Here is a 22,480-nt window from a genome sequence, read left to right on the forward strand (position 1 = left end):
GACGATCGCGGGATGAGTGACGCATCCCGGCTCCGGCTCCCCGACGGCTACGAGTTCTCCACCGACACGGCCCGCGTCGATGTCGACCTGGTCCACCGCTGGCTGTCGACCGACGCCTACTGGGCGAGCGGCCGCACCCGCGAGAAGCACGAGCAGGCCATGGCGTCCTCGATCAACTTCGGGGTCTACGACAGGGCCTCCGGCGCCCAGGTCGCCTATGCGCGCGGGGTCACCGACCGGGCGCTGTTCGCCTGGCTGGCCGATGTGTACGTCGACCGCTCGGTGCGCGGCAAGGGTGTGGGCACCGCCTTCGTCGCCGGTGTCCGCGACCACCTCGCGTCCTTCGGTATCCGCCGCATCCTGCTCGCCACCGCGGACGCGCACGGGGTCTACGAGCGGCTGGGCTTCACACCGCTGGAAGACCCCGGGACCTGGATGATCCACCGCTTCGAGTGAGCGGGCGCTCATCGCCGATGCATCACCGGCGGAAAACCTTGACCTGTGCCCGTCACGGCCGCACCATCACCGCATGCCACTGAGGGTGACGTTCGTCGCCGCGGCGCGGAGTGCGCCGCTGCTCGCGGAGCGGTTCGACGACGAGCGGCCGCTGGACCAGGCCGGCTGGGACGAGGTACGGCGCGCCGCCGCCGACCTGGTGCCGCTGGCCGCCGCCGAGCTGCGCTACTGCTCGCCGACCCCGCGCAGCCGTGCCACCGGCGACGCCCTGGGCTATGCCCCGCTGGCCCAGCTCGCGCTGCGGGACTGCGACATGGGGCGCTGGCGCGGGCTGACGCTGGGCGAGGCGATGGCCCGGGAACCGGCGGCGGTGGACGCCTGGCTCGCCGACCCGCGCGCCACCCCGCACGGCGGCGAGTCCCTGCTCGCCTTCATCTCCCGGGCCGGCGGCTGGCTGGACACCCGCCCCGCCGACGACGGCGCCCGGATCGTCGCGGTGGCCGAGCCCGCGGTGATCCGCGCGGCCCTCGTCTACGCCCTGAAGGCCCCGCCCGCCACCTACTGGAACCTCGACATCCGCCCCCTGTCGACCACCACCCTCACCGGCCACCGGGGCCGCTGGAACCTCCGCTTCGAGGGCCCGGCCGTACGGACGTCCCAGCTCTAGGGGTACCCCGGCTCCAGGGGCACCCCCAGGGTCATGTCACCTTGAAAACGCCTGTGAATAACGTGCAGGAAAGGTCGAGTTTCCCGGCCGGACATCATGTCCCTTAATTTCTGGTGATGTTCGCTGCAAAACGCATCAACTTCCGTTGAGAGCACAACCGATCGGAATGCTGTCCCGTCTAGGTTGGCGAAATCCAAGGTGAATTCACTGGGGGTCTGCCGACCGATGGAACGTACGACCGCGCCGGGTGCGACATGCCGGGCCGCCGCGGCACTCGCCGCCCTCGTGGCGGGCGTGGCACTGTGCGCCGGTGATCTGCTGGCCCGCGACTTCCCCTTCGGCTCCCGCACCCGCAGCGTCAATGACCTGGGCAACCAGTACGTGCCCCTGCACGCCCACCTCTGGGACCTGCTGCACGGCAGGGCCGACGGCGGGCTGCTGGTCAACTGGCAGTCCGGGTACGGCTCCAGCTTCCTGCCGGACTTCGGCACCTATCTCTCCAGCCCGTTCGCACCGCTGGTCGCGCTCTTCCCGCGCGACCGGATCGACCTCGCGGTGTACGCGATCACCGTCCTGAAGATCGCGAGCGCCGCCGCCGCGATGGCCTGGCTGCTGCTCCGGCTGCGGCCCGGCCGCTGGTGGGCGGCGGCGCTGCTCGGAGCGTCATACGCGCTGTGCGGCTGGACGCTCGCCGCCGACTACAACCCGATGTGGCTCGACGGGCTGATCGCGCTGCCGCTGCTCTGCCTGGTCGGCGAGTGGGCCCTGGCCGGACGGCACCGGATCCCCGGGGTGCTGATCGTCGCGCTCGCCTGGAGCGCCAACTTCTACACCGCCTACATGGCCACCCTCGGCGCCGGACTCGTACTGCTGGTACGGCTGTCGCTCGCCGCCCCACCGCGCCGGCAGGCCCTGGCCGCCGCCGGTCGCGCCGTGCTCACCGTCGTCCTCGGCATGGGCCTGGCCGCCCCGCTGCTCGCGGTCGTCTACCTGGGCACCGAGCACGCCTACCCGGGCCGCCTCGCCCGGTTCCATCCGGTCCCGGCCGAGAACCTGCCGGCCCGGCTGCTCCCGGCGACGTACGACTACAGCTCCCCGGCGCTCTACGTCGGCACCACCGCCCTGCTCCTCGCCCTCGCCCTGCCCTTCCACCGGGCCGTCCCCGGCCGTGTCCGCGCCGGCTGGACCGCGCTGGTGCTCCTGGTGGCCCTCTCCCTGCAATGGGCGCCCACCAGCCTGGCCTGGCACGCCTTCGCCGTCCCGCAGGGCAGCTCCTACCGGCAGAGCTTCGTGCTGTGCGGGCTGCTGGTCATCGCCGCCTGGCACGCGCTGTCGTACGGCCCGCCGGGGCTGCCCGCCCTCGGCGCGGCCGGGGCCCTGCTCGCCCTGTCCACCGCCGCCGCGAGCCGCACGAACCTGGTGCACGCGCACACCTGGCCCGTGCTCCTGCTCGGCACCGCCGGGGCGCTCACCGGACTCCTCCTGCTGCGCCGCAGCGATCAGCGCGGACAGCCCGGTCGGCGCGGCCGGCTCGCCGTACTGGCCGTGCTGGTGCTGCTCGGCGCGCAGACGGGGGAGAGCGCCGCCAGTGCCGCCGTGGCGAGCGGGCTGCGCCTCAAGCACCTGGACGACTACGCGCCCTGGGGCGAGCGGCAGCGGCTCCAGGCCGCCGCGATCGCCCGCGCCGACGGCTGGCCCCGCTACCGCACCGACCCCGGCCGCGAACAGACCGTCGCCAACGACCCGTTGGCGGTCGGCGGACAGGGCGCCGGCTACTACAGCAGCCTGACCTCCGACGTCCTGACCCGCACCCTCACCGCCCTCGGCGGCGGCTGGACCTCGGGCGGCCGGGGCGTGCAGAGCCTCGACAACGCCGTCACGGACGTGCTCTTCTCCGTCGGCGCCCGGGTGCACAGCCCGCCCGACCCGCACCTGACCCACCTGCCCGAGGAAACCGCCGCGCCGACCGTCACCCGGCGGGACGTGCCGCCCCTGGTGACCGTGCGGGCCCGCCCCGATCACGCCGCCTTCGGCTCCTCGCCGTACCGCAACCAGGAACTGCTGCTCGGCAGCCGCGTCTACACCGTGCCCCGGATCACCGTGCGGGGCGACGACGGAACTCCCGTGCCCGGCCGCCGGGTCGGCTCCGGGACCGCTCTGACCGGTCCCTCCGTCAACGCCCGCTGTCCGGCCGGCACCCAGGTCTACCTGGCCGCCCCGCACTTCTCCGGCACCGCCCGGCTCGCCGGGGGCACGGGGAGCGCCGTCCCGTTCCACTACGACCAGGGGCGCGCCCTGGCCGCCATGGAGCCGCTGGGCCGCGCCCCCGCCTCCGGGCAGGTACGGATCGACCTCGTCCCCGACCGGCCCGGCCGTATCCCGCCCGGCGCCGTCGGCTGCCTGGACACCGCCCGGCTGAGCACGGCCGCCGCCCGTCTCAAGGCCACCGGCGCCACCTCGGTCACCGTCGCGGACGACACCGTGCACGCCCAACTCCCTCTGGGAAGCCAGGGACTCGCCGTCCTCGCCGCGCCCCGCATCGCCGGCTGGCGCTGCGCCACGGGGGCCGGACCGACCCGCCCCGCCCGGAGGTACCACGGACTGATCGCCGTCCCCCTTGACGGCACCGAGACCAGCCTGACCTGCACCTTCCACCCACCCGGCCTCCGCCTCGGCACGGCCGTCGGCTTCGCCTCGCTCGCGGCACTCCTGCTGCTCACCGCCGCGAGCGCCGTCCGCCGCCGACGCCTGCCGGCACCCGCCCCGACCACACCACCGGCACCGCGCGAGCGCGTGACAGCCGCGCCCTGACCGCGATCCGACCGCGCCCCTGGGGGACCTCCGCCATGCTGATATCGATCGTCGCGCCCTGCTACAACGAGGAAGCCGTCCTGGAACGCTTCCACCAAGCCGTCCAGAAGATCGCCGACGAACTGCTGCCGCTCGGTCACGACATGGAGTTCGTGTACGTCGACGACGGCAGCCGCGACCGCACCCTCACCGTCCTCGAACGCCTCGCCGAACGCGACCAGCGGGTGCGTTACGTCTCCTTCAGCCGCAACTTCGGCAAGGAAGCAGCCCTGTTGGCCGGGCTGCGGCACGCCTCCGGCGACTCGGTCGTCGTCATGGACGCCGACCTCCAGCACCCGCCCGAGCTGATCGCCCGCATGGTCCGGCTGCGCGAACAGGGCTACGACCAGGTCATCGCGCGCCGCACCCGCACCGGCGACCGCCTCACCCGCACCCTCACCGCCCGCCTGTACTACCGACTCGTCAACCGCCTGGTCGACGTCGAACTCATGGACGGGGTCGGGGACTTCAGGCTGCTGTCCCGCCGGGTGGTGGACGCAGTGCTCGGCCTGACCGAGTACAACCGCTTCTCCAAGGGCCTGTTCGCCTGGGTCGGCTTCCCCAGCACCACCTTCGCCTACGAGAACGCCGTGCGCGAGGCGGGCAGCAGCTCCTGGAACCTGCGCGGACTGCTCGACTACGGCCTGGACGGCGTCCTCTCCTTCAACAACCGCCCGCTGCGCGCCGCCCTCTGGCTCGGCATCAGCCTGCTGCTGTGCGCCGGTCTCTACACCGCCTGGATCGTGGTCGCCGCCCTCCTGCACGGCGTCCAGACGCCCGGATATGTCACCATCATCACCGCGGTCACCGCCCTCGCCGGGGTGCAGATGGTCATGCTGGGAGTGATCGGGGAGTACACCGGCCGCATCTACTACGAGGTGAAGGGCCGCCCGCACTTCCTGGTGAAGGCGACCAATGTGGAACGGACGAAAGATCTCATTCCTTGATAGCGCGACAGATCATCACCTTCGCCGTGGTCGGCGTGCTCAACACGGCCGTCTACTACGGCCTTTACCTGCTCTTCCTGACCTGGCTCCCGTATCTCGCCGCGCACGTTCTCGCATTCGCGCTGAGCATGGTGGGATCCTTTTTCCTCAATGCGCGGTTCACCTATCGCATCCGCCCGACCTGGCGGAAATTCCTGCTGTTCCCGCTGACCAACGCGGCGAATTTCGTGATCACCACGGTGGGCGTGTACGTGATCGTGGACGTCCTGGGCGCCGGCAGCCGCTTCGCCCCGCTGCTCGCCTCGGCGGCGGCGATCCCGATCACCTTCGTGGTGTCCCGCTGGATCATGCTGCCGGGGGCGTCGCCGCGGGTGGCGGTCGAGAAGTGATCGCGGCGGTCCGGCGCCGGTGACGTCAGCGGTCCGCCTCGACGCCCCACGCGGCGGCCCGTGCCCGGTGAGCCACCGCCCGCCCGGCTCCCGCCGAAGGCGCACCCGTGCAGATGGGAGTCGTTGATCCCCCGCGGCAGCGTCCCGCCGGGCGGCTCCACGACCCGGGTCCCGGCCCCGACGAGAGCCGCGGCCTCCGCCCGCTCCCCGACGGCACTGATCACCCCACCGCTCACCGCGAGCGGCGACGCCGGGGAGAACCCCGCATCCGCCGTGACCCCGGGCACATCGGTCGTCCCACCGATACCGAGGCGGTACGACGACGTCAGCGGGCGCGGTCGTGGGCACCCGTGGCGGCAGGGGTGTCCGGCGGCACGGGCGGGGTCCGGCCCAGGCGGCCGAGCTGGGACAGGGCCATCACGGCCGGGGACAGCAGCATGCCCGCGGCCGTCACGAGGAGGCCGGTGCGCGTGCCCCAGGCCTCCGCGAGGAAGCCGCCGAGCAGGGAGCCGAGCGGGGTCAGGCCCATACCGGCGAAGTTGATCGTCGCGGCGGCCCGGCCCTGCATCCCGTCCGGGGTGACGGCCTGCCGTACGGCCATGAGCGTGACGTTCACCAGCTGGCCGCAGGTCCCGAAGACCACGTTGACCGCGAGCAGCGCCGGAACCGTCACCGCGGGGGAGCCGTGCAGCGCGGGCACGAGCAGGAACGCGCCGTCACCGAGCGCCGCCGCCGACAGCAGTACGGCGCCCCGCCCGAAACGGCCCGGCAGACGGGCGGCCAGCAGCGAGCCGAGGAGCGCGCCGGGCCCCGCCGCCGCGAGCACCGACCCGACGACGGTGCCCGGCAGCCGCAGCTCCCGGGGCAGGAACAGCAGACAGCAGGTCGTCACGGCCGAGAAGAAGAACTGGAAGGCGGCCGAGGCGAGGCACACGGCCCGCAGGGTGGGGTCACCGGCGACGAAGCGCAGGCCCTCATGGATGTGCCGCCCGATCCGGGGCGGGTGCGCCGGGCGTTCCGGGGCGGACTCGCGGCGGCCGATCCGGCGGATCGACAGGAACGACAGCGTGAAGAACAACGCCCCGGTGGCGGCCGCGATCGGCGCCGACAGCGCGGTCACCAGCGCGCCGCCGAGGGCGGGACCGCCGATCTGCGCGGCGGACCGGCTGCCTTCGAGCGCGCTGTTGCCCCGTACCAGCTGATCGCGCGGCACCAGCCGTACCAGGGACGCCTGGTACGCCACGTCGAAGAACACGGACAGCGCTCCGACGGCGAAGGCGACCACGAACAGCGCCGGCAGACCGAGCCCGCCCAGCAGGCCCGCCACCGCGACGGCGGCCAGCGCCAGCGCCCGTCCGGCGTCGGCCGGAACCATCAGCGCCCGCGGCCGCCATCGGTCCACCCAGGCACCGACGAACAGCGACAGCGGCAGGATCGGCGCCTGTTCCACGGCGCGCAGGGCGCCCAGCTGACCGGCACCGGCGCGGAGCGTCAGGACGGCGAAGAGCGGCAGCACCACCAGGCTCGTGTGCTCGCCCAGTTGGGAGACCGTCTGGCCCACCCAGAGCCGACGGAAGTCGCGATCGCGCCACAGCGTCGACGGAGCACCGGGTACGGCGGCGGGAGAAGAGGAAGTGGACGGCACGGGTGAGAACCCCTCGGAGCAGCCGGAGACGAGTCCCGCCGACCGTCTCGGGCAGCGGGCAGGAAGAGCTCGCCGTGCCGCGTGTTCAGGGCGGCACGCGATGACCGGCCGTTCTCACGGCCACGACGTCAACGCGTGCTCTTACGACCGACCATTCCTCGCCCCTCCCCGGTCACCGACCGCACGCACCCTAACCCTCACCCGGCACATCCCGGAAGCGGATTGACGCAGCGGGTCAGGACCGGGTGGGCACGCGGAACTCGTGACCCTCCGGGCCCGTCAGACAGGTCCGGGAGACGGCGCGGTCTTCAGGCCGGGCACCCGGAGGAATTCGAGGCAGGGGTCCCTGCCCCGGGCAGCGCAGCACCGCGAGGTCGCCGGTCACGCCGCGCACGGGCCAGTCCGTCGCCGCGCCCCAGAACCGGGCCGTGGCCCGTGGGTCCGCGCAGTCGACCAGCACCGCGGCGATCGGCCCGGTGTCCCGGTAGACCTCCCGGGGCTCCAGCGCACAGAACTCATTGCCCTTAGGGTCGGCGAGGCACCGGCCACGGCACCTCGCCCTGCCCCACGTCGACGGGCGTCGCGCCGAGTGCCGTCAGGTGTGCGACCAGTTCCGCCTGGTGGGCCGGGGAAGTGGTGGCGAGATCGAGGTGCGTACGGTTCTTCACCGCCGGTTCGGGCTCCGGTACGGGCACGACCCCGATGCCGAGGACGACCGGGCCCGCGGGCGAGGCCGCCCGCGGGCCCGGCGGAATCCGGCGTCCTGGGGTGGCCGGCCGCACCTCCTACTTGTTGTGCGTCGGGTAGACCTGGACACCGACGTAGGAGCCCTTGACCGGCTTCGCGCCCGCGGGCCACTTCAGGTCCACGGTGTGGGTCTCGTTCGGGGGCGTCACCAGGATGTCGGTCGGGGACGTGAGGCTCTTGCCGCTGGAGTCGATGTCGTAGGCGATGTCGAAGACGGCGGCGGCACCGGGCTTGAGGACGGTGATACGCGGCTGGGCGGGCCCGCGGTCGACAGGGCTGGAGGTGTGGTCGGCGTCCTTGATGTCGACGCCCGGGAAGCCCGTCGCCGAGCAGGTGGTCGAACCCCGGTTGACCATGGTGACGTCGATCCTGCCGGACGTCTTGTCGGGCGAGGCGTCGACGGCGTCGATGGCCAGGTCCGCCGTCCGGCAGAACGTGACCTTGCCGCTGGTCGTCGTCCCGCCGCCCGTGCTGCCGGAGCCGGCCTTGCCGCTCCCGCCGGAGGACGACGCCGACTGACCGTCCGTCGAGCCGCCGGAACCCGAGCCGCCACCGGAGGACGAGGAGGCCGAGGACGCGGAGGACGACGCCGACTCCGTGGGCGCGGACGACGCCGAGGAGCCCTTCGCGGACGTGTCCTTCCCGGAGTCGTTGCCGCAGGCGGTGAGCGAGAGGCCGGCGACGAGGCCGATGGCGGCGAGAGCGGTGATACGGGTGGTCTTCACGGTGGTTCCCCCAGGAACTGTGCACTGCGTGTGGTCGGAGATATTTGTATCCCGCAGCCAGTTACAGGCGGTTCTCCACGACGTCCGCGTTCTGTCACGGCCGGAAGCCGCTCCCTCCCATCCACTCATTGCATAAACGTGCAGTGATGCGTATAGTCATGCCATCCAGAGGAGGACGGACATGGCGGTACGTGCGGCGGTTGCCGGAGCGAGTGGATACGCGGGCGGAGAGGTCCTGCGGCTGCTCCTCGCGCACCCCGAGGTCGAGATCGGGGCCCTGACCGGGAACTCCAACGCCGGACAACGGCTCGGAGCGCTCCAGCCGCACCTGTGGCCGCTGGCCGACCGGGTGCTGGCCGAGACCACGCCCGAGAGCCTCGCCGGGCACGACGTGGTCTTCCTCGCGCTGCCGCACGGACAGTCCGCCGCCGTCGCCGAACGGCTCGGCCCGGATGTGCTCGTGATCGACATGGGCGCCGACTTCCGGCTGAAGGACGCGGCCGACTGGGAGAAGTTCTACGGCTCCCCGCACGCCGGCACCTGGCCCTACGGCCTGCCCGAGCTGCCCGGCGCCCGCGCCGCGCTCACCGGCACCAAGCGGATCGCCGTGCCCGGCTGCTACCCCACCGCCGCGACCCTCGCCCTCTTCCCGGCGTACGCGGCGCGGATCGCCGAGCCCGAGGCCGTGATCGTCGCCGCCTCCGGCACCTCCGGCGCCGGCAAGGCACCCAAGCCGCAACTGCTGGGCAGCGAGGTCATGGGCAGCATGTCGCCGTACGGCGTCGGCGGCGGCCACCGGCACACCCCTGAGATGATCCAGAACCTCGGCGCGGTCGCGGGGGAGCCGATCACCGTCTCCTTCACGCCGACCCTCGCCCCGATGCCCCGCGGCATCCTCGCCACATGCAGCGCGAAGGCCGTCCCCGGGGTGGGCGCCGAGGCGGTGCGCGCCGCGTACGAGAAGGCGTACGCCGATGAACCCTTCGTCCGTCTGCTGCCCGAGGGGCAGTGGCCCGCGACGGCCGCCGTCCACGGTTCCAACGCCGTTCAGGTGCAGGTCGCGTACGACGCGGCCGCGGGCCGCATCATCGCGATCAGCGCCATCGACAACCTGACCAAGGGCACCGCCGGCGGTGCCGTCCAGAGCATGAACCTCGCCCTGGGTCTCGCCGAGACCACCGGGCTTTCCACGATCGGAGTCGCACCGTGAGCGTCACGGCAGCCAAGGGATTCCGGGCGGCCGGTATCGCCGCCGGGATCAAGCAGAACGGCAACCCCGACCTGGCCCTCGTGGTCAACGACGGGCCCCGCCGTGCCGCCGCCGGCGTCTTCACCGCCAACCGCGTCAAGGCCGCGCCGGTGCTGTGGTCCGAGCAGGTCATGAAGAGCGGCCAGGTCTCCGCCGTGGTCCTCAACTCCGGTGGCGCCAACGCCTGTACGGGCCCCAAGGGCTTCCAGGACACCCATGCGACGGCCGAGAAGGCGGGCGAGGCCCTCGGCCGCGGCGCCATCGAGGTCGCCGTCTGCTCCACCGGCCTCATCGGCGTCCTGCTGCCCATGGACAAGCTGCTCCCCGGCATCGACACCGCAGCAGCCCAGCTGTCCGAGCACGGCGGCGAGAAGGCCGCCATCGCCATCAAGACCACCGACACCGTGCACAAGACCTCGGTCGCCACCGGCGCCGGCTGGACGGTCGGCGGCATGGCCAAGGGCGCCGGCATGCTCGCCCCCGGCCTCGCCACCATGCTGGTCGTCATCACCACCGACGCCGACGTGGACGACGCCACCCTGGACCAGGCCCTGCGCGCCGCCACCAAGGTCACCTTCGACCGCGTCGACTCCGACGGCTGCATGTCCACCAACGACACCGTGCTGCTGCTCTCCTCCGGCGCCTCCGGCATCACCCCGGAGTACGACGCCTTCGCGGAGGCCGTACGGCAGGTCTGCGACGACCTCGGCCGCCAGCTCATCGGCGACGCCGAGGGCGCCAGCAAGGACATCAAGGTCGAGGTCGTGGGCGCCGCCAGCGAGGCGGACGCCGTCGAGGTGGGCCGCTCCATCGCCCGCAACAACCTCCTCAAGTGCGCCCTCCACGGCGAGGACCCCAACTGGGGCCGCGTCCTGTCCGCGATCGGCACCACGAGCGCCGTCTTCGAGCCCGACCAGCTCAATGTCGCCATCAACGGCGTCTGGGTGTGCAAGAACGGCTCCGTCGGCGAGGACCGCGACCTGGTCGACATGCGCTACCGCGAGGTCCACATCGTGGCCGACCTCGCCGCCGGCACCGAGACCGCGACGATCTGGACCAACGACCTGACCGCCGACTACGTCCACGAGAACAGCGCCTACTCCTCATGACCACGACCCGTAAGCACACGGCCCTGCCCAAGGCGCAGATCCTCGTGGAGGCGCTGCCCTGGCTGACCCGGCACCACGGAAAGACCGTCGTCATCAAGTTCGGCGGCAACGCCATGGTGGACGAGGAACTGAAGGCCGCCTTCGCCCAGGACGTCGTCTTCCTGCGGCACGCCGGACTCAAGCCGGTCGTGGTGCACGGTGGCGGCCCCCAGATCAGCGCCGCCCTCGACCGGCACGGCATCGTCAGCGAGTTCAAGGCGGGCCTGCGGGTCACCACCGAGGACGCCATGGACGTCGTACGGATGGTGCTCGCCGGACAGGTGCAGCGCGAACTGGTCGGCCTGCTCAACCGGCACGGCCCGCTCGCCGTCGGCCTCACCGGCGAGGACGCGCACACCATCACCGCCACCAAGCATCTGCCCGAGATCGACGGGGAACTGGTCGACATCGGGCGCGTCGGCGAGATCACCGCGATCGACACCGGCGCCATCGAGGCCCTGCTCGCCGACGGCCGTATCCCGGTCGTCTCCTCCATCGCCCGCAGTCAGGACGACGGTCATGTCTACAACGTCAATGCTGATACGGCGGCTGCGGCACTCGCTGCGGCCCTTGGCGCCGAAACTCTCATGGTCCTCACCGATGTCGAGGGCCTCTACGAGGACTGGCCGCACTCCGACGAGGTGATCAGCCGCCTCACCGCCACCCAACTGGAGAAGCTGCTCCCGGAGTTGAGCTCCGGCATGGTGCCCAAGATGCGGGGCTGCCTGCACGCGGTGCGCGGCGGTGTGCGCACCGCCCGCGTCATCGACGGACGGGTACAGCACTCCATCCTGCTGGAGATCTTCACCGACGAGGGCATCGGCACCATGGTCGTGCCCGACGAGCCCGAAGGGGACGCATCGTGACGGGGTATCAGACCGGCAACCAGGACCTGACCCAGCGCTGGCAGGGCGCGCTCATGAACAACTACGGCACCCCCCGGCTGCCGCTGGTGCGCGGCGCGGGCACCACCGTGTGGGACGCCGAGGGCCGCGCGTACACCGACTTCGTCGGCGGCATCGCCACCAACGCGCTCGGCCACGCCCACCCGGCGATCGTGGACGCCGTCAGCAAGCAGATCGCCTCCCTCGGCCATGTCTCCAACCTGTTCATCGCCGAGCCGCCCATCGCGCTCGCCGAACGGCTGCTCCAGCTCTTCGGCCGCGAGGGCCGGGTGTTCTTCTGCAACTCCGGCGCCGAGGCCAACGAGGCCGCCTTCAAGATCGGCCGGCTCACCGGGCGCACCCATGTCGTCGCCACCGAGGGCGGCTTCCACGGCCGTACGATGGGCGCCCTCGCGCTCACCGGGCAGCCCGCCAAGCAGGACCCCTTCCGGCCGCTGCCCGGCGATGTCACCCACGTCCCCTACGGCGACGCCCAGGCCCTGGCCGCGGCCGTCACCGACGAGACCGCCCTGGTGATCATCGAGCCGATCCAGGGCGAGAACGGCGTGGTCGTGCCCCCGGCCGGCTATCTCAAGGCCGCCCGCGCCATCACCGCCGCCACCGGCGCCCTGCTGGTCCTGGACGAGGTGCAGACCGGCGTCGGCCGCACCGGCACCTGGTTCGCGTACCAGGCCCACGAGGGGGTGCTGCCCGATGTGGTCACCCTCGCCAAGCAGCTGGGCGGCGGCCTCCCGCTCGGCGCCACCGTCGCCTTCGGCCGCGCCGCCGAACTGCTCGGGCCCGGCCAGCACGGCACGACCTTCGGCGGGAACCCGGTCGCCTGCGCCGCGGGCCTCGCTGTCCTCGACACCATCGAGGGCGAGGGACTGCTGGAGAACGTGAAGCGGCAGGGCGAGAAGCTGCGCGCGGGCATCGAGGCGCTGGGCCATCCGTTGGTCGGCCATGTCCGGGGTGCGGGCCTGCTCCTGGGTATCGTGCTCACCGGGCCGCGCGCGCACGAGGTGCAGCAGGCGGCCCAGGAGGCCGGGTTCCTGGTGAACGCCCCCGCCCCCGACGTCGTACGGCTCATGCCCCCGCTGAACCTGCGCGACGACGAGGCGGGTGCCTTGCTCCAGGCGCTGCCCGGCATCCTCGACGCAGGCGGGGACGGACGATCCGGAGAATGAGACGACGATGAGCCAGGCGCAGGAGCACGAGCAACAGACAGGTGCCGGGCCCGCCGTGCCGCAGACCCGCACCGCACGGCACCGCCGGATCGTGGACATCCTCAACCGCGAGCCGGTGCGCTCGCAGAGTCAGCTGGCCAAGCTGCTCGCCGACGACGGGCTCAGCGTCACCCAGGCGACGCTGAGCCGGGACCTCGACGAGCTGAACGCGGTCAAGATCCGCAACAACGACGGCGATCTCATCTACGCCGTGCCCAGCGAGGGCGGCTTCCGCACCCCGCGCGCACCGCTCGGCGAGTCCGCCAAGGAGGAGCGGATGCGGCGCCTGTCCCAGGAGCTGCTGATCTCCGCGGAGGCCTCGGCCAACCTGGTGGTGCTGCGCACCCCGCCCGGGGCCGCCCAGTTCCTCGCCTCGGCCATCGACCAGGCCGAACTCCACGACATCCTCGGCACCATCGCCGGCGACGACACCCTGCTGCTGATCAGCCGCAACCCGACCGGCGGCCAGGCCCTCGCGGACCATCTGCTCAAGCTCGCGCAGAACGGCCACTGAGCCGGGCCCCGACCGGCGCATGCGGGTGCCCGCTCCGCGACGGAGAATGGGAGCGGCAATCTCCCTGTGGCCGTCGGCCGTATAAAGAGGTGTGTCGGGTTTGCGGTTCCCCGTGGGTCGCCTCCCGGACGAGGCTCTGCTGTCCGGGCTGGCCACCGGAGACCAGGAGCTGGCCGTCGTCTTCGTACGACGTTTCCAGCACCGGGTCTTCGGTGTCGCCATGGCCGTCACCGGAGACCGCCAGCTCGCCGAGGACGTCGCGCAGCAGACGTTCGAACGCGCGTGGCGGCACGCGCAGATCTACGACTCGCGCCGTGGTTCGGTCACCACCTGGCTGACCACCATCGCGCACAACCTGGCCATCGACGCGGTACGCGCCCGGCGCACCGAGCCGGTGGCCCCCGAGGACCTCGACGCCCTGCTCGGCACCGTCACCGAGACCCCCGAGCGCTGGGCGCTGGCCGACGAGGCCTCCGCCCGGCTGCGGGCCGCGGTCTCCCGGCTGCCCCGCGAACAGGCGCGGGCCCTGATGATGGCCGGTATCTACGGAATGACCGCCCAGCAGGTCGCCGACGCGGAACAGATCCCGCTGGGCACCGCCAAGACCCGCATCAGAGCGGCGATGGGCAAACTGCGCACCACACTGTCGGCTCCGGAGCGAGGCGGCCATGTCCAGTGACGCGAACTGCGAGAAAATGCGCGAGATCGGCGCCGAGCTGGCGCTGGGCGTGCTGCCCGGGCGGGAGCGCGCGGAGGCGGTCGCCCATCTGGACACCTGCGCGGACTGCCGGGAGTTCGTCCGGCAGCTGACCCTGGTCGGCGACCGGCTGATCGGCCTGCTGCCCTGCCAGGAGCCGCCGCTCGGCTTCGAGACCCGGGTGGCCCGCAGCCTCACCCAGCAGGCGGCCGCGGACGGGCGCACCGCCGCCCGAGCCCCGGCGTTCCCGGTGCTGCGCGGGCGGGCGCGCCGGGCCCGGGTCCGGCTCGGGGCGGCCGCGGCGGGGCTCGCGGTGGTCGCCGGGTTCGCCGGCTGGGGCATCGGCACCGCCGTGGAGACGGTCACCGCCGCGGCCCCGCGCACCATGGACTCCGAGCCCATACTGGTCGGCGACATGACCGCGGACTCGGCCGCCGGCGGTTCGCCCATCGGCGAGGTCTACGCCCACCCCGGCAGCCCCGGCTGGATCTTCGTGACCGTCGACCTGGCCGGGCACGGCAGCGCGTACAGCGGCCGGGTCAGCTGTGTGCTGGAGCGCTCCGACGGTAGGACCGTGCGCGTGGGCGACTTCACCGTGCGCGACGGGCAGGGCCACTGGGGGGCCCAGGCGCCGGTCGACGCGGACGCGGTCTCCGGCGCCCGGCTGACCTCCGCCGACGGCACGGTCCTCGCCCGCGCCCACCTCCAGACCGGGCACGTGCTGACCCGGGAGACGCATGTGCCGTCCCAGCAGACATGAGAGGGCGGTCAGGGGGAGCGCGACGAGGGTCTACGACAGCACGGTGCCGGTGTTCAGCCGGTGCAGCCGTGCGTACGTCCCGTCGCGCACCAGCAGATCGCCGTGGGCGCCGTCCTCCACGACCCGGCCCCGGTCCAGCACCACGATCCGGGTGGCGTCGCGCACGGTGAGCAGGTTGTGCGAGATGACGATGGTGGTCCGCCCGGCCATCAGCCGCCGCAGCGGCTCCATGATCCGCCGGCCGGAACTCGCGTCGATCCCGGTGGTCGGCTCGTCGAGGAGCAGCACGGGCGCGTCCCTGACCATCGCGCGGGCGATCGCGAGCCGCTGGCACTGACCGCCGGACAGGGTGCGGCCGCGCTGCCCGACGAGGGTGTCGTAGCCGTCCGGGAGCCGTTCGATGAACTCGTGCGCGTCCGCCGCGCGCGCCGCCGCGACGATCTCCGCCTCGGACGCCTCCGGACGGCCGTAGGCGATGTTCTCCCGCACCGTGCCGTGGAAGACCAGGGTCTCCTGGAGCACCACCGCGACGCTCTCGCGGACCTCGGCCAGGCGCAGTTCGCGCAGATCGGTGCCGTCGAGCCGGACCGCGCCCCGCTCGGGGTCGTAGAACCGCAACTGGAGCCGCGCGGCCGTGGACTTGCCCGCGCCGCTCGCCCCGACCAGCGCCAGCGTCTCGCCGGGCGCCACCCGGAACGAGACGTCCGCGAGGGCCCAGGGGGTGGTGCCGGGGTAGCGGAACCAGACGCCGTCGAACTCCACCGCCCCGCGTGCCCGGCCGAGTGAGCGGGCCCCGGGGAGTTCGGTGACCTGCGGCCGCTGGTCCAGCAGTTCGATGATCCGCTCGGCCGAGGCGGCGGCGGAGTAGAAGGTGGTGCCGAGCCCGGACAGGCCGTGCACGGGGCTGTACATCTTGCCGATCAGGGCGAGGAAGACCAGCAGCCCGCCCAGGGTGAGCTGGCCCTGGGACAGCTTCCAGGTGCCGAGGCCCAGCACCGCGAGCCCGCCCGCCACCTCGATGATCTCCACGAGCGGGGCGTACAGGGACCGGATCCGCGTCGAGGCCATCACCGCCCGGAACCGCCCGACGTTCTCCCGATCGAACCGGCGCGCCTCCCAGTCCTGCCGGTTGTACGCCTGCACGAGCGCGACATTGCCGAGCACCTCCTCGGCGATCGCGCTGAGCGAGCCGGTGCGCCGTCTGCGCTCCCGGGAGGCGTCCTTGATCAGCCGCGAGAAGTGCCGGGCCGCGCCCCAGAACAGGGGCACGATGACCAGCGCGAGCAGGGTCAGATCCCAGCTCAGGTAGAACAGCAGGCCGACGAAGACGGCCAGTTGGAGCACGTAGTACAGGGCGTCCGCCACGCCCGAGAGCAGGAAGGTCTCGACCGCGTCCACATCACCCGTGACGCGGGAGAGCACATCGCCGAGCCGGCGGCGTTCGAAGAAGCCGAGGGACAGGCCCTGCACATGCCGGAAGACATCGCGGCGCAGCGAGAGCAGGAAGCGTTCGCCGACCCAGGTGGAGGTCATCTCGTCGGCGAAGCCGAGGACGCCGGAGCACAGGATCAGCCCCAGGTAGGCCGGGGCGATCCACAGAAAGGGGTGCAGGTCCCGGGGGACCAGCACCTGGTCCACGACGCTCTTGAACAGCCACAGCTCACCGGCGTCGATGACCGGTCCGGTCAGGCTGAGCAGCAGCAGCGGGGCGAGCCAGCGCCGATTGCCGCGGGTGTAGGGCCAGAACCGGCGGAAGACCGCGCGCGGTGAGACGGCGGGCGCGGCCGCGACGACATCGCCGGATGCCTCGGGGATGTCGGAGGAGGGGCCGTCGGGGTCTCCCCAGGACAGCAGCCGCCGCAGGACTTGCGCCATGGGATGCGTTCCTCGGACAGCGGCCGGGCGGACCGGGTCCTCCGGGCCCCGGTCCGCTCAGCCTGTGGGGATGGTCAGTAGCCGCCGTGGCCGCCGTGCCCGTGACCGTGGCCACCGTGGCCGTGGTCGTGGCCATGACCGTGGCGGTCGCCGTGCCGGTCTCCGTGACGGTCGAAGCGGTCGAAGCGGTCGAAGGCGTCGAAGCGGTCGTCGCTGTGGTCACGGCCGTGACCCCGGCCGTGGCCGCCGCCGTCCTTGGGCAGCAGACTGCTGAAGATAGCCATGGTGTTCCTCCCGGAAAATTTGCCGCACAGGGGATACGTCCGAGGGCGGCACAGGGATGGCTCTTCGGCGAAAAAATTTCCCTTTCAACCCCTTTTTCACGCTATGTACGTGGCCAGTCCCGCGGTGTGGAGCACCTCGCCGTCCGCCGTGAGCAGCAGTGCCTCGGTGTCCGGCAGCGACTCCAGCCATCCGAGGCCCGCCCGCGACCCCCGGGCGAACGCGGCCGTGGCCCAGCAGTCCGCCCAGGTCAGACGGGGAGCCACCACGGTCACCGCCACCAGGTCGGTGACCGCGGGCCGTCCGGTGCGCGGGTCCGTGATGTGCGCGCCCCGCTCGGCCGTGCCCGAGGTGGCCACGGCCAGCTCGCCCGCCCCCGCCGTCGACACCACCGCGATGAGCCCGCCGGGGCGCAGGGGGTCCGCGATCCCCACCCGCCAGGGCCGCCCCGGCTCCGGCGCGCCCAGCGACTGCACATCGCCGCCGCCGTTGACGCTGACCCCCCGCACCCCGGCCACCTCGGCCAGCCGCCGCGCGGCCCGTTCCGCCGACCACCCCTTGACGATCCCGGTGGGATCCGGCACCCCCCGATGCCGCGCGCTGAACCACCCCTCGCTGACCCGTTCCGCCTCCGCCGCGAGCCCCAGCACCCGCGCGACCTCGGCCGGGCACCGCTCCACGGGCAGCTCACCCCGGGCCAGCCGCGACACCGCGCTGTCCGCGCGGTAGGTGCTGAACACCGTGTCCACCTCGTGCAGTTCCGCCACCACCTGCCCGAGCGCCGCCCGCACCGCGCCGGCCTCGCCGCCCCGCACATCGAAGGAGAACACGGTCCCCATGACCTCCTCCGCGTGCCGGACGCCCTCACCCATGGACCTGGTCCAGCGCGGACTGGAGCGACTGCTGGTAGCCGGTGCTTGTGTACGTCGCGCCCGAGACCATGTCGATCCGTGCGCTCTGCGCGGCCAGCGCCTCGCGCCGCAGCTGGGGGAGCGCGTAGCTGTTGATCTCCTGGTCGCGCGGGTTCTCCGTGGGGTACTGGATGGCTGTCACCTCGGTGAGCCTGCCGCCCGTGACCGTCACCCGTACCTGGACCGGTCCCCAGCGGGTCTGCGCGGTCTCACCGGTGACGGTCTTCGCGGCCCCTCCGGCCGCCGGGGCACCACCGGACGCCGAGGAACTCCCCGATGCCGCGGAACTCCCGGGCGTCGGAGAACCTCCGGAAGCGGCGGGCGCGCTCGCGCCGCCCCCGGAGCCCTGCGCCGACGCGCCCAGGGCGAGACCAGGGCTGCTGTGCGGCTTCAGGGACAGCAGCAGCACCACGGCGGAGACCGTCGTGGCACTCGCCAGCACGACACGGCGCAGCGGGCGGTTCTTCCTCAATGCGTGCATGACCTCGGCCTCACAGCTCGAACGACTCGTGATGGATACGGCGGTCCGGCGAACCCGCCGCGCGCAGGGCCTCGTACACGTCCCGGGCGAACCCGTGGGGCCCGCAGATGTAGACGTCATAGGCGGGCAGACCGGGGAAGCGCGCCCGCAGCGACTCCGCGGTGATGCGGGGCCGCTCGCCGCCCGGGCCGTTCAGCGCGTACAGCACCTTCGCGCCGCGCCACCGCGCTATCGCCTCCAGCTCCCCGCCCAGCGCCAGGTCCTGCGCCGAGCGCGCCCGGTACAGCAGCGTGACCTCGCCGGGCAGCGTCTCGAACAGGGCCCGCAGCGGGGTGATGCCGACCCCGGCCGCGATCAGCAGGGACCGCCCGCCGCTCGCCCGGTCGGCGGTCAGCGCGCCGTAGGGGCCCTCCGCCCACACCCGGGTGCCGGGCCGGAGTGTGGAGATCGCCGCGCTGTGGTCGCCCAGCGCCTTCACGGTGATCCGCAGCCGCTCCGGGCGCGGCGGCGCCGACAGGGAGTACGGCGTGGACGTCCAGGCCATCCCCGCGGTGCGGAACCGCCACCGGAAGAACTGCCCGGGCCGCGCGCTCAGCAGGTCGAGGTCCCGCCCGCGCACCACGACCGAGAACACCCCCGGCGCCTCCGGCGTCACCGACTCCACCCGCAGCCGGTGGCGCCGGTTGAGCCGGATCGGCGCGAGGACCCGGAACCACACCACGAGCGCCGCGACCCCGAGGTACAGCGCGTACCAGGCGGCCGTCGCCACCGGCTCGCCGTTGAACTGCTCGCCCAGTGACACCTGGTGGAAGAAGGCAAGGAACACGGCCGCGTACGTCAGCAGATGGACGTAGTACCAGAACTCGTGCCGGATCCGGCGCCGGGCCGCCCGCGCCGAGGTGATGCCGACCGCGAACAGGATCAGCGTGCCCGCGGTGGCCTTCAGCATGTCCGGGTAGTCCAGCACCACGGTGACCGCCTCGTGCCACAGCGACGCCCGGTCCTGCGCGGCGTACCCGGTGAGGATCAGCACGATGTGCGCCACCAGCAGGCACACCGTGTACCGCCCGGCCATCGCGTGCCAGCGGGCCACCCGGTCCGAGCCCACCCGGTTCTCCAGCACCGGCACCCGCGCCATCAGACCGACCAGCACCGCGCAGGCGTACCCGCACAGCAGCCCGGCGAGCCGTCCCGCACCGGTCAGCCATCCCGCCGCGCCGGCCACGGAGGCGGTGTCCACCCACCACAGCGCGACCACGGCCGCCGCCCCCGCCCACAGCACCGCCAGCAGCGGCCCCGCCGGGGAGCGCCGCGCGACCCCCGGCCGGGGCGGTGCCGCCCGTCTCATGTCCACGGCTGTCATCAGTGCCGTTCCCTTCGTCCGCCGCCCGGGCCACCGGCCGGCCCGAGTCACTGTGCGGGACCCAGCTCTCAGGCGCCTCTGAGAAAGGGCCCCGCGGCCGGTTCTCTGAGGGCTTTCTCACAGAGGTCTCAGCGAGCTCTCACACACCGCCCTGACCAGGGAGTACGACACTCCGCCGAGCCCACTCAGAGGAAACTCAGAGCCGCAGCGGCGGCCGGGCGCCGCGCGCACCCGCGATGCTGGGAGGCGCGATGAACACGACCCGTTCCGGCCGCCCGGCCCTCACCCGCCCCGACGGCACCGCGCTGCGCGTCCTCGTCGTGGACGACGACCCCGACCTCGCCGAGGTGCTCACCGGCGCCCTGCGCTACGAGGGCTGGCAGGTGCGCGCCGCCGGTGACGGCGCCGCCGCCCTCGCCGCCGCGCGCGAGCTGGCGCCCGACGCCGTCGTACTGGACGTGATGCTGCCCGACATGGACGGCTTCACCGTGCTGCGCCGGCTGCACGAGACCCAGCCCGAGGTGTGCGTGCTCTTCCTCACCGCCCGGGACGCGGTCGAGGACCGGATCGCCGGGCTCACCGCGGGCGGCGACGACTACGTCACCAAGCCCTTCAGCCTGGAGGAGGTCGTGGCCCGGCTGCGCGGACTGCTGCGCCGCGCCGGCATGGCCCGCCGCCCGGAGCCGGAGGAGGACCCCGGGCTGGTCGTCGGCGACCTGGTGATGGACGAGGACGCCCGCGAGGTGACCCGGGCCGGCGAGCTGATCGAACTCTCGCCGACCGAGTTCGAGCTCCTGCGCTTCCTGATGCGCAACCCCCGCCGCGTCCTGAGCAAGGCGCAGATCCTCGACCGGGTCTGGTCCTACGACTTCGGCGGCCGCGCCCATGTGGTCGAGCTGTACATCTCCTACCTGCGCAAGAAGATCGACGCCGGCCGCGAGCCCATGATCCACACGGTGCGCGGGGCGGGGTACGTACTGAAACCGGTGGCCGGGTGAGGATCGGTGAGTGGGCGCGGACAGATGGCCGGGTGCGGGCCGGTGGCCGCGACCGCGCGACGGAGGGGGCCCGCGCGACGGAGGGGGCCCGCGCGAAGGGCGGTGACCAGGTGCCGTCCGGTGACCGGGCGAGGTCCGGTGGCCGGACGGAACGCGGTGGCCTGCTCGCCAAGCCGTCCCGTTTCCTCGCCCGGCTGCCCCGCTTCCGCTCCCTGCGTGCCCGGATCACCTTCGGCCTGGTGGTGCTGCTCGCGGTGAGCTGCGCCGCGGTCGGGGTGGCCGCCGTGGTCGAGCTGAACGGCTTCCTCACCCAGCGCCTGGACGAGCAGCTCGCCCAGGTCGGCACCCGGTTCCCGGAGAGCCTGGAGCACCAGGGCAAGCTCCCCGACGACCACGACGGGGACGAGGAAGCCGACACCCGCCGAATGGCCACCGGCACCTTCGGCGCCTGTCTGCGGAGCGGCGCCGTCACGGACAAGGGCCTCATCCGCTCCGGCGACCTCTCCGTCGACCTGGACATCACGCTGAGCGCGCGGGACGCCGAACGGCTCGCCCGAATCCCCGACGACGGCCGCCCGCACACCGTCGAACTCTCCGCCCTTGGCCACTACCGGGTCGTCGCCACCCCCGGCCGCGACGGCGACGTCCTGATGGCCGGGCTCCCGCTGAAGCCCGTCGAGGCGGCCGTGCACCGCCTGGAACTGGTCGCCGGGATCGTCTTCGGCCTCGCCCTCGTGACGGCCGGGGTGAGCGGCGCCCTCTGGGTCCGCTGGTCCCTGCGCCCCCTCGGCCGGGTCACCGCCACCGCCACCCGGGTCAGCGAACTCCCGCTCGCCAGCGGCGTGGTGGCACTGCCCCCGCGCGCCCCCGTCGCCGACCCGCACAGCGAGGTCGGCCAGGTCGCCGCGGCCCTCAACGGCATGCTCGGGCATGTCGAGGACGCGCTCACCAAACGGCACGCCAGCGAGGAGCGGCTGCGCCGGTTCGCCGCCGACGCCAGTCATGAGCTGCGCACCCCCGTCGCCTCGGTGCGGGGCCACGCCGAGCTGGGCCTGCTGCACCCGGGGCCGGTGCCGCCGGAGATCACCCGGGCCCTGGAGCGCATCGCCGCCGAGTCCTCGCGGATGGGCCTGATGGTGGACGATCTGCTGCTGCTCGCCCGCCTCGACGCGGGGCGCCCGCTGGAGCGCGGCCCGGTCGATCTGACCCGGCTGGTCCTGGACGCGGTCACCGACGCCCGGGCCGCGGGCCCCGGCCACGGCTGGGCCCTGGACCTCCCGGAGGACCCGGTCACGGTCACCGGCGACGCCCACCGCCTCCACCAGGTGTTGGCCAACCTGCTGGCCAACGCGCGTTTGCACACACCTGTCGGCACCAAGGTCACCATCACCCTGGACCCCGGCGCCGGCCCCGACGCCGTCCTGCTCTCCGTCCACGACGACGGCCCCGGGATACCCGAGGAGCTGCGCTCCGCCGTCTTCGAACGCTTCACCCGCGCCGACCACCGCCGTCACGGCGACGCCTCCGCCACGGGCGCGGGCCTCGGCCTGTCGATCGTGTCGGCGGTGGTGGAGGCACATGGGGGCACGGTCGGCGTGGAGAGCACATCGGGCTCCACGACGTTCACGGTGAAATTGCCGACGGATACGTAGTCAGGGGCGCGAGG

General features: G+C 73.0%; 21 protein-coding genes and 1 pseudogene. 14 read left to right on the plus strand and 8 right to left on the minus strand.

The window, feature by feature from the left end:
• The first annotated feature begins 12 nt into the window (after positions 1 to 12).
• The 5 genes from HEP81_RS30780 to HEP81_RS30800 all read left to right on the plus strand — a co-directional run bounded on the left by HEP81_RS30780 (position 13) and on the right by HEP81_RS30800 (position 5,309).
• Entirely contained in the window at positions 13 to 456 is a 444-nt protein-coding gene (locus tag HEP81_RS30780; protein ID WP_037651183.1) for a GNAT family N-acetyltransferase, read from the plus strand.
• Between the two features lie 73 nt (positions 457 to 529).
• Positions 530 to 1,123: a histidine phosphatase family protein gene (locus HEP81_RS30785; RefSeq protein ID WP_037651182.1), complete on the plus strand. Its 594-nt coding sequence runs from the start codon at positions 530 to 532 to the stop codon at positions 1,121 to 1,123.
• Between the two features lie 225 nt (positions 1,124 to 1,348).
• A complete protein-coding gene (locus HEP81_RS30790; RefSeq protein ID WP_037651181.1) occupies positions 1,349 to 3,934 on the plus strand; it encodes a YfhO family protein in 2,586 nt (861 codons plus the stop codon).
• Positions 3,935 to 3,969: 35 nt separating this feature from the next.
• Entirely contained in the window at positions 3,970 to 4,920 is a 951-nt protein-coding gene (locus HEP81_RS30795) for a glycosyltransferase family 2 protein (protein WP_037651179.1), read from the plus strand.
• A complete protein-coding gene (locus HEP81_RS30800) occupies positions 4,917 to 5,309 on the plus strand; it encodes a GtrA family protein (RefSeq protein WP_037651178.1) in 393 nt (130 codons plus the stop codon). The genes HEP81_RS30795 and HEP81_RS30800 overlap by 4 nt, the downstream gene beginning before the upstream one ends.
• 325 nt (positions 5,310 to 5,634) lie before the next feature.
• On the opposite strand, the gene HEP81_RS30805 is transcribed toward HEP81_RS30800, so the two are convergent.
• The 3 genes and pseudogenes from HEP81_RS30805 to HEP81_RS30815 all read right to left on the minus strand — a co-directional run bounded on the left by HEP81_RS30805 (position 5,635) and on the right by HEP81_RS30815 (position 8,426).
• Entirely contained in the window at positions 5,635 to 6,954 is a 1,320-nt protein-coding gene (locus tag HEP81_RS30805) for an MFS transporter (protein ID WP_037651177.1), read from the minus strand.
• Between the two features lie 297 nt (positions 6,955 to 7,251).
• Positions 7,252 to 7,812 (minus strand): annotated as a pseudogene (locus HEP81_RS30810) (VOC family protein); the annotation flags it as partial.
• The gene (locus HEP81_RS30815; protein ID WP_037651176.1) at positions 7,740 to 8,426 is read right to left on the minus strand and encodes a DUF4232 domain-containing protein; all 687 of its coding nucleotides are present in this window, start codon (positions 8,424 to 8,426) and stop codon (positions 7,740 to 7,742) included. The gene HEP81_RS30815 and the pseudogene HEP81_RS30810, both read right to left, overlap by 73 nt.
• Before the next feature lie 181 nt (positions 8,427 to 8,607).
• Between HEP81_RS30815 and argC the strand changes: the two genes are divergently transcribed.
• The 7 genes from argC to HEP81_RS30850 all read left to right on the plus strand — a co-directional run bounded on the left by argC (position 8,608) and on the right by HEP81_RS30850 (position 14,904).
• Complete coding sequence (argC, locus tag HEP81_RS30820) at positions 8,608 to 9,636, plus strand: N-acetyl-gamma-glutamyl-phosphate reductase (RefSeq protein WP_037651174.1); 1,029 nt, start codon at positions 8,608 to 8,610, stop codon at positions 9,634 to 9,636.
• Positions 9,633 to 10,784, plus strand: a complete 1,152-nt coding sequence (gene argJ, locus HEP81_RS30825) for a bifunctional glutamate N-acetyltransferase/amino-acid acetyltransferase ArgJ (RefSeq protein ID WP_037651172.1) — start codon at positions 9,633 to 9,635, stop codon at positions 10,782 to 10,784. Before argC ends, argJ begins: the two co-directional genes overlap by 4 nt.
• On the plus strand, positions 10,781 to 11,689 hold the full coding sequence (argB, locus tag HEP81_RS30830) for an acetylglutamate kinase (RefSeq protein WP_037651169.1): 909 nt from the start codon (positions 10,781 to 10,783) through the stop codon (positions 11,687 to 11,689). Before argJ ends, argB begins: the two co-directional genes overlap by 4 nt.
• Positions 11,686 to 12,894, plus strand: coding sequence for an acetylornithine transaminase (locus HEP81_RS30835; RefSeq protein WP_037651167.1), 1,209 nt, complete (start codon positions 11,686 to 11,688; stop codon positions 12,892 to 12,894). Before argB ends, HEP81_RS30835 begins: the two co-directional genes overlap by 4 nt.
• 7 nt (positions 12,895 to 12,901) lie before the next feature.
• Positions 12,902 to 13,447, plus strand: a complete 546-nt coding sequence (locus HEP81_RS30840) for an arginine repressor (RefSeq protein WP_037651166.1) — start codon at positions 12,902 to 12,904, stop codon at positions 13,445 to 13,447.
• 91 nt (positions 13,448 to 13,538) lie between these two features.
• Positions 13,539 to 14,126 carry an RNA polymerase sigma factor gene (locus HEP81_RS30845; RefSeq protein WP_037651164.1) on the plus strand — a complete coding sequence of 196 codons (588 nt, stop codon included), beginning with the start codon at positions 13,539 to 13,541 and terminating at the stop codon, positions 14,124 to 14,126.
• Positions 14,116 to 14,904 (plus strand): zf-HC2 domain-containing protein, encoded by a 789-nt coding sequence (locus HEP81_RS30850; protein ID WP_037651162.1) that lies wholly within the window; start codon positions 14,116 to 14,118, stop codon positions 14,902 to 14,904. The genes HEP81_RS30845 and HEP81_RS30850 overlap by 11 nt, the downstream gene beginning before the upstream one ends.
• Positions 14,905 to 14,934: 30 nt before the next feature.
• Here HEP81_RS30850 and HEP81_RS30855 read toward each other — a convergent pair whose 3' ends face one another.
• The 5 genes from HEP81_RS30855 to HEP81_RS30875 form a co-directional block, all read right to left on the minus strand.
• Positions 14,935 to 16,779, minus strand: coding sequence for an ABC transporter ATP-binding protein (locus HEP81_RS30855; protein WP_037651160.1), 1,845 nt, complete (start codon positions 16,777 to 16,779; stop codon positions 14,935 to 14,937).
• A gap of 74 nt (positions 16,780 to 16,853) precedes the next feature.
• A complete protein-coding gene (locus HEP81_RS30860; protein ID WP_051849851.1) occupies positions 16,854 to 17,063 on the minus strand; it encodes a hypothetical protein in 210 nt (69 codons plus the stop codon).
• Positions 17,064 to 17,159: 96 nt separating this feature from the next.
• Entirely contained in the window at positions 17,160 to 17,933 is a 774-nt protein-coding gene (locus tag HEP81_RS30865; protein ID WP_037651158.1) for an FAD:protein FMN transferase, read from the minus strand.
• Entirely contained in the window at positions 17,926 to 18,453 is a 528-nt protein-coding gene (locus tag HEP81_RS30870) for an FMN-binding protein (RefSeq protein WP_037651157.1), read from the minus strand. The genes HEP81_RS30865 and HEP81_RS30870 overlap by 8 nt, the downstream gene beginning before the upstream one ends.
• Before the next feature lie 10 nt (positions 18,454 to 18,463).
• Positions 18,464 to 19,816: a ferredoxin reductase family protein gene (locus HEP81_RS30875; RefSeq protein WP_037651156.1), complete on the minus strand. Its 1,353-nt coding sequence runs from the start codon at positions 19,814 to 19,816 to the stop codon at positions 18,464 to 18,466.
• 251 nt (positions 19,817 to 20,067) lie between these two features.
• On the opposite strand from HEP81_RS30875, the gene HEP81_RS30880 reads away from it, so the two are divergent.
• Complete coding sequence (locus HEP81_RS30880; protein ID WP_037651155.1) at positions 20,068 to 20,814, plus strand: response regulator transcription factor; 747 nt, start codon at positions 20,068 to 20,070, stop codon at positions 20,812 to 20,814.
• 194 nt (positions 20,815 to 21,008) lie between these two features.
• Positions 21,009 to 22,466, plus strand: a complete 1,458-nt coding sequence (locus HEP81_RS30885) for a sensor histidine kinase (RefSeq protein ID WP_381126784.1) — start codon at positions 21,009 to 21,011, stop codon at positions 22,464 to 22,466.
• Positions 22,467 to 22,480 lie beyond the last annotated feature (14 nt).

It is taken from the genome of Streptomyces griseofuscus, from assembly GCF_014673495.1.
Classification (GTDB): Bacteria; Actinomycetota; Actinomycetes; order Streptomycetales; family Streptomycetaceae; genus Streptomyces; species Streptomyces murinus.

Excerpts from the sequence above, each read along its gene's own strand:
- HEP81_RS30780 (WP_037651183.1), top strand. The coding sequence starts at position 13 with ATGAGTGACGCATCCCGGCTCCGGCTCCCCGACGGCTACGAGTTCTCC.
- HEP81_RS30785 (WP_037651182.1), top strand. The coding sequence starts at position 530 with ATGCCACTGAGGGTGACGTTCGTCGCCGCGGCGCGGAGTGCGCCGCTG.
- HEP81_RS30790 (WP_037651181.1), top strand. The coding sequence starts at position 1,349 with ATGGAACGTACGACCGCGCCGGGTGCGACATGCCGGGCCGCCGCGGCA.
- HEP81_RS30795 (WP_037651179.1), top strand. The coding sequence starts at position 3,970 with ATGCTGATATCGATCGTCGCGCCCTGCTACAACGAGGAAGCCGTCCTG.
- argC (WP_037651174.1), top strand. The coding sequence starts at position 8,608 with ATGGCGGTACGTGCGGCGGTTGCCGGAGCGAGTGGATACGCGGGCGGA.
- argB (WP_037651169.1), top strand. The coding sequence starts at position 10,781 with ATGACCACGACCCGTAAGCACACGGCCCTGCCCAAGGCGCAGATCCTC.
- HEP81_RS30840 (WP_037651166.1), top strand. The coding sequence starts at position 12,902 with ATGAGCCAGGCGCAGGAGCACGAGCAACAGACAGGTGCCGGGCCCGCC.
- HEP81_RS30850 (WP_037651162.1), top strand. The coding sequence starts at position 14,116 with ATGTCCAGTGACGCGAACTGCGAGAAAATGCGCGAGATCGGCGCCGAG.
- HEP81_RS30855 (WP_037651160.1), bottom strand. The coding sequence starts at position 16,779 with ATGGCGCAAGTCCTGCGGCGGCTGCTGTCCTGGGGAGACCCCGACGGC.
- HEP81_RS30860 (WP_051849851.1), bottom strand. The coding sequence starts at position 17,063 with ATGGCTATCTTCAGCAGTCTGCTGCCCAAGGACGGCGGCGGCCACGGC.
- HEP81_RS30865 (WP_037651158.1), bottom strand. The coding sequence starts at position 17,933 with ATGGGTGAGGGCGTCCGGCACGCGGAGGAGGTCATGGGGACCGTGTTC.
- HEP81_RS30870 (WP_037651157.1), bottom strand. The coding sequence starts at position 18,453 with ATGCACGCATTGAGGAAGAACCGCCCGCTGCGCCGTGTCGTGCTGGCG.
- HEP81_RS30875 (WP_037651156.1), bottom strand. The coding sequence starts at position 19,816 with ATGACAGCCGTGGACATGAGACGGGCGGCACCGCCCCGGCCGGGGGTC.
- HEP81_RS30880 (WP_037651155.1), top strand. The coding sequence starts at position 20,068 with ATGAACACGACCCGTTCCGGCCGCCCGGCCCTCACCCGCCCCGACGGC.